4 protein-coding genes are annotated in these 4,401 nt (G+C 69.5%); all 4 read left to right on the top strand.

Annotated elements, in window-relative coordinates:
- Positions 1-125: 125 nt before the first annotated feature.
- A complete protein-coding gene (gene purN, locus LBC97_16810; protein ID MDR2567676.1) occupies positions 126-719 on the top strand; it encodes a phosphoribosylglycinamide formyltransferase in 594 nt (197 codons plus the stop codon).
- Between the two features lie 128 nt (positions 720-847).
- Positions 848-2,503: a bifunctional phosphoribosylaminoimidazolecarboxamide formyltransferase/IMP cyclohydrolase gene (purH, locus tag LBC97_16805; protein MDR2567675.1), complete on the top strand. Its 1,656-nt coding sequence runs from the start codon at positions 848-850 to the stop codon at positions 2,501-2,503.
- 120 nt (positions 2,504-2,623) lie between these two features.
- Positions 2,624-3,592 carry a malate dehydrogenase gene (locus LBC97_16800; GenBank protein MDR2567674.1) on the top strand — a complete coding sequence of 323 codons (969 nt, stop codon included), beginning with the start codon at positions 2,624-2,626 and terminating at the stop codon, positions 3,590-3,592.
- Positions 3,593-4,115: 523 nt separating this feature from the next.
- The coding region (locus LBC97_16795) for an NADP-dependent isocitrate dehydrogenase (GenBank protein ID MDR2567673.1) at positions 4,116-4,401 on the top strand (286 nt) is incomplete at its 3' end.

Below are 4,401 nucleotides of genomic sequence, written 5' to 3'. Positions count from 1 at the left end.
CCTCCTCTCCATGTCTCGGCTCACCCGACGCCAACGAAGTGCGCGCGGGATCATGCCCAGTCGACGGGAATAGGTCCACGGGGCCGCCCGGCGCAACAAGGCGATCCGGGCGGTAAGGTGGCCCGGTGGGTTTTCGCGTGGTCGTCCTCGCCTCCGGCACTGGCACCCTGGCCGACGCGCTGATCAGCGCCGCGAAGCTGGAAGGCTTCCCGGCCAAGGTGGTGGCGGTGGGGGCCGACCGCCCGGCGGAGGTGCTGAATGTGGCAAGACGCCACGGCCTCCCCACGTTCACCGTCGCCCCGACTGACTTCGCCAACCGCGACGAATGGAACCGAGGTCTGGCCGCCGCCGTCGCGGTTTTCAAGCCCGACCTTGTGGTTTCGGCGGGCTTCATGCGGATTCTGGGGCGGGATTTCCTGGCCAGGTTTGGGGATCGCACCGTCAACACCCACCCCGCGCTGCTGCCCGCCTTCCCCGGCGCGCACGCCGTCCGCGACGCGTTGGCGGCCGGCGTCGAAGTCACCGGATGCACCGTCCACCAGGTCGACGCGGGCGTGGACACCGGTCCGATCCTCGCCCAACGCCAAGTCCGGATAGCGCCGAGCGACACCGAGGCCACCCTCCACGAACGCGTCAAGGTTCAGGAACGCCAGCTTCTGATCGAGACGGTCGCCGCGCTCGCCGAAGGCCGCGTCACACTGGCCAGCGGCCCGGAGTAAGCTAGGCCCCGGCCCGGCCGCAACTGGCGAAACCAGGTGGAGCACCACCGGGAAGCGGCCCGGGCGCCATCGCAGCCGTTCGCCGCTCGCCTGGGCGCACGGAACCGACCAGCCAAGGAGGTTCCGCTATGACCGCAAACTCACCCCACCAGCCCGGCCCAGACCGCCCAGCCGCCGATGCCGTCCCCCCAACCCCCAGCCCCGCGCCCGACCAGGCGGGGAGCGCGGGTCGGCGCCCCATCCGCCGCGCCCTGGTGTCCGTCTACGACAAGACCGGCCTGGAGGACCTGGCCCGAGCCCTAGGCGCGGCCGAGGTGGAGATCGTTTCCACCGGATCGACGGCCAAGGTGATCGCCGCCGCCGGCGTCCCGGTCACCGCCGTGGAGGACCTGACCGGGTTCCCGGAATGCCTTGACGGTCGGGTCAAGACGCTCCATCCGAAGGTCCACGCGGGAATCCTCGCCGACCTGCGCAAAGCGGCCCACGAGCGTCAACTGGAAGAACTCGGGGTCGAACCGTTCGACCTGGTCGTGGTCAACCTCTACCCGTTCGCGGCGACGGTCGCCAGCGGAGCGGAGCTGGACGAGTGCGTGGAGCAGATCGACATCGGCGGCCCCACTATGGTGCGGGCGGCGGCCAAGAACCACCCCTCGGTCGCGATCGTCACGGCGCCCGACCGCTACCCGGAGGTGACAGCGGCCCTGGCCGCCGGCGGGTTCACGCTGGCCCAGCGCCGGGACCTGGCCCGCGACGCCTTCATCCACACCGCCGACTACGACGTGGCGGTCGCCACCTGGATGACTTCGGAGTTGGCCCCCGCCGAGGGCCTGCCGGCCTGGCGCGGCGCCACCCACCGCCTCCACGACGCGCTCCGCTACGGCGAGAACCCGCACCAGGCCGCCGCCGTGTACACCGAGGTCAGCGGCGGCTTCGGGGCGCTCGGCCTGGCTCAAGCGGAGCAACTGGGCGGCAAGCCCATGAGTTTCAACAACTACGGGGACGCCGATGCCGCCCGCCGCGCCGCGCTCGACTTCGCCGAACCCGCCGTCGCCATTGTCAAGCACGCGAATCCGTGCGGGATCGCCGTGGGCGGGGACATCGCCGAGGCCCATCGCAAGGCGCACGCCTGCGACCCGCTGAGCGCCTTTGGCGGCGTGATCGCCGCCAACCGGACCGTCACCCTGGCGATGGCCGAGCAGGTCAAGCCGATCTTCACCGAGGTGATCGTGGCCCCTGACTACGAGCCCGCAGCCCTTGAATTGCTCCAATCCAAGAAGAGCCTGAGGATCCTGCGGCTGGCCGCCGAACCGCTGCCGGCGTTGGAGTCCAAGCCCGTCAGCGGCGGCCTGCTGGTCCAAGACCGTGACGCGTTCCAAGCCCCGGGCGACAACCCGGCGAACTGGCGCCTGGCGGCCGGCCCGGCCGCCGACCAGGCCACGCTGGCCGACCTTGCCTTCGCCTGGAAAGCCTGCCGGGCGGTCAAGTCGAACGCGATCTTGCTGGCCAGGGATGGCGCCTCGGTCGGGGTCGGCATGGGCCAAGTGAACCGAGTCGACTCGGCGGGCCTGGCCGTGGCGCGCGCGGGCGAGGAGAGGGCGAAAGGCGCGGTGGCGGCATCGGACGCGTTCTTCCCCTTCGCGGACGGGTTCGAGGTCCTGGCCAAGGCGGGCGTCAAGGCGGTCGTGGAGCCTGGCGGCTCGATCCGCGACCAGGAAGTGGTCGAGGCGGCCCAGGCGGCGGGCGTGACGCTCTACTTCACGGGCTCGCGGCACTTCTTCCACTGACCGGCGCCGGCCGCCGTGAGCGGGAAGACGGCGGAAAGGAAGGGACGTTGGTCCGGATATGCTTAGAGGCGGCATTGATGCCCTCGCAGTGAATCATCTGACCAGAAAGAAGCATTGGTTATGGCACGCAGCGGTAAAGCTACCGTCATTGGCGCCGGATTTTACGGCTCCACCACCGCTCAGCGGCTCGCTGAGTACGACATTTTCGACGAGGTCGTTCTGACCGACATTCGAGACGGCTGGTCTGAGGGCCTGGCTCTTGACCTCAACTCCTCCCGCCCCATCGAGGGCTTCGAAACCCGCGTGATCGGCAAGACCACCACCACGGACGGCCAAGGCTACGAAGTCATTGAAGACTCCGAGGTGGTCGTTGTGACGGCGGGCGTGCCGCGCAAGCCGGGCATGAGCCGGATGGACCTGCTCGGGGTCAACGCGGGGATTGTGCGCGGCGTCGCGGAGAACATCGCGAAGTACGCGCCGAACGCGGTCATCATCGTGGTGTCCAACCCGCTCGACGAGATGACGACCCTGGCCCAACTCGCCTCCGGCTTCCCGCACCACCGCGTGCTGGGGCAGGCCGGCGTGCTGGACACGGCGCGTTTCACCTACTTCGTGGCGGACAAGCTGGGCTTGCCGGTGGGCGCGGTCAAGACCCTGACCCTCGGTTCGCACGGCGACACCATGGTGCCGGTCGCCTCGGCCTGCACCGTCAACATCAACGGCGAGGTCAAGCTACTCGCGGACGTCCTCCCGCCAGCCGACATCGACGCGCTGGTCACCCGCGTGCGCGGGGGCGGCGCCGAGGTCGTCGCGCTCCTCAAGACCGGTTCGGCCTACTATGCGCCGTCCGCCGCCGCAGCCCGCATGGCCCGCGCCGTCGCCGCCGATTCGGGCGAAACCGTCCCCGTTTGCGCCTGGCTGACCGGCCAGTACGGCATTTCCGACGTCTACCTGGGCGTCGAGGCCAAGCTCGGCAAGGCGGGCGTCAAGGAGATCGTGGAGCGCCAGCTCTCGGACGCGGAGCTGACCCAGCTCCAGGAGGCCGCCGCCGCCGTCAAGTCCAAGGCCGCGGACGTCGCCAACATGTGACAGACGCCCCGTCGCCAAGAAAAGGCGGTGCACGATGCCGTGCAGACGGCATCGTGCACCGCCTTCGTTTTCCGCCCCCCGGCCACCCAGCCGGTCGCCCCAACCCGTCCCCCGGTCATCCCGTTACCCAGCCCGTTGCCCCCAACCCGTCCCCGCCGGTCCTCCCGCGCGCCAGATTTGCCGCGTCCGCGCCGCTAGCGCGCCCGCCCGGCCCACCGATCCGCTTCCCCGCCCGGCGCAGGCGCCCCGGATCCACCGCTCAACGACACCACCCGGCCGGTGGGGTAGATGAGCGGCCCGAAGGGCGGCCCGCCCGAAGTTGGACGCGCGTCCAGACCCCCGGGCCGAACGCCAGACCCGCAGCCGGGGTTGCCGCGCAAAGTCATGCAGACGGCCCCCTCCCATGGGGCGCGGGAAGGCGCCAGCAGGCGCGGACGGTCCGGAGTCCTCTTGACGTCGAGTAAAATGGAACGCAGCGCGGTGCATACAGCCCAAGTCAAGGCTCGAACGAGGAAAGAGAAGGATGACGAAAATCAAGGTTGCGGCTCCGGTGGTCGAACTCGATGGCGATGAGATGACCCGGATCATCTGGCACTTCATCAAGGATCGGCTGATCCTTCCCTATCTCGACATTGACCTGAGGTACTACGACTTGTCGATTGAGAACCGCGACGCCACCAACGACCAAGTCACGGTCGATTCGGCGAATGCGATCAAGCAGCACGGCGTGGGCGTCAAGTGCGCCACGATCACCCCGGACGAGGCGCGGGTGCAGGAGTTCGGGCTGAAGAAGATGTGGAAGTCGCCCA

Source organism: Bifidobacteriaceae bacterium (assembly GCA_031281585.1).
Lineage (GTDB): Bacteria > Actinomycetota > Actinomycetes > Actinomycetales > WQXJ01 > JAIRTF01.
Note: the sequence above shows the minus strand (reverse complement) of the source record. Positions and strands in the feature narration are given on the sequence as shown.

Coding starts and splice junctions, on each gene's coding strand:
- purH (MDR2567675.1), top strand. CDS start 848: ATGACCGCAAACTCACCCCACCAGCCCGGCCCAGACCGCCCAGCCGCC.
- LBC97_16800 (MDR2567674.1), top strand. CDS start 2,624: ATGGCACGCAGCGGTAAAGCTACCGTCATTGGCGCCGGATTTTACGGC.